Origin of the sequence: Mesorhizobium sp. M5C.F.Ca.IN.020.29.1.1, from assembly GCF_003997375.1 — a bacterium.
GTDB lineage: Bacteria > Pseudomonadota > Alphaproteobacteria > Rhizobiales > Rhizobiaceae > Mesorhizobium > Mesorhizobium wenxiniae.
Genome location: NZ_RZSW01001093.1, coordinates 1 through 804, shown reverse-complemented (window position 1 = coordinate 804; position 804 = coordinate 1). Strand labels below are relative to the sequence as shown.

The window sequence follows — 804 nt, the reverse complement described above, 5'->3', positions numbered from 1 at the left end:
CGGCTGGACCGAATGCATTCCGGTCCGCACGCGCGACAGCGGCAATGTGATCATGGCGATCATGCAGGCCCGCTCGCGGTTTCCCTGACCCTGTGCTGCTGTTTGCCGGCATCCGCCCACACAGGAAGAGCTTGGAAAGCGGTTGGTCGTGGCCTGAATGCGGAAATCGAGGAGCCGTTGGTCGTCGATCTCCAGCCTGAACGCGGTCGTTTCCTGGTGCCGCAAATCGGCTGTTGCATGCACATCCCTGTCAGACGTCAGTTTTCCTCGCCCATTTTGGTGTCGAGCGCGAAGTGCTCTTTAGGACCAGCAAGGCTTTTTGGAAATCTGAGAGCGGCTTTCCGCGGGGCGCTCCATTTTTGAGCATCAAGCTACCACAGCCAATGACGCGCAGGTTCCACCAGACTCGCCAGCCTTGAAGGACAGCGAAAATAGCAGAGCACGACAGACACAACAATCCATCAGGAAGCCGCAGTCGTTGAAGATGCGGCGCTGCATCCATACCGTGGATGCATTCGATCCAAATAATCGATTTGTTCAATCAGTTTCTCGAAAGCTAACCCTACCCTCTGTGGGAATCGGGCTCTGGGCCGCGACGCTGCCTTGCGAACGCAGGGGCTGCACGTAGGAGAGATGATGCAACGAGAAATCGCACGCGGGTTGCTGGCGTCGTGGGTTCGCCGACCGGCGTATTTGAGCCCGTCAGTTGGTCCTCACCCGCGCCTATTGCCACCGAGCGACTTGCATGTCCCTCCAACTCGGACCTGTTCCGAGAGATGCGACGAGTTGCGCGCCGTGTGCTCC

Annotated in this window: 2 protein-coding genes; both read right to left on the bottom strand. The window is 58.6% G+C overall.

Annotated elements, in window-relative coordinates; genetic code table 11:
* Positions 1-225 (bottom strand): hypothetical protein (locus EOA85_RS38445; protein ID WP_206523505.1); only part of this gene is annotated, 225 nt, incomplete at its 3' end.
* Between the two features lie 25 nt (positions 226-250).
* Positions 251-541: a hypothetical protein gene (locus EOA85_RS36425; protein ID WP_127212811.1), complete on the bottom strand. Its 291-nt coding sequence runs from the start codon at positions 539-541 to the stop codon at positions 251-253.
* Positions 542-804: the final 263 nt, after the last annotated feature.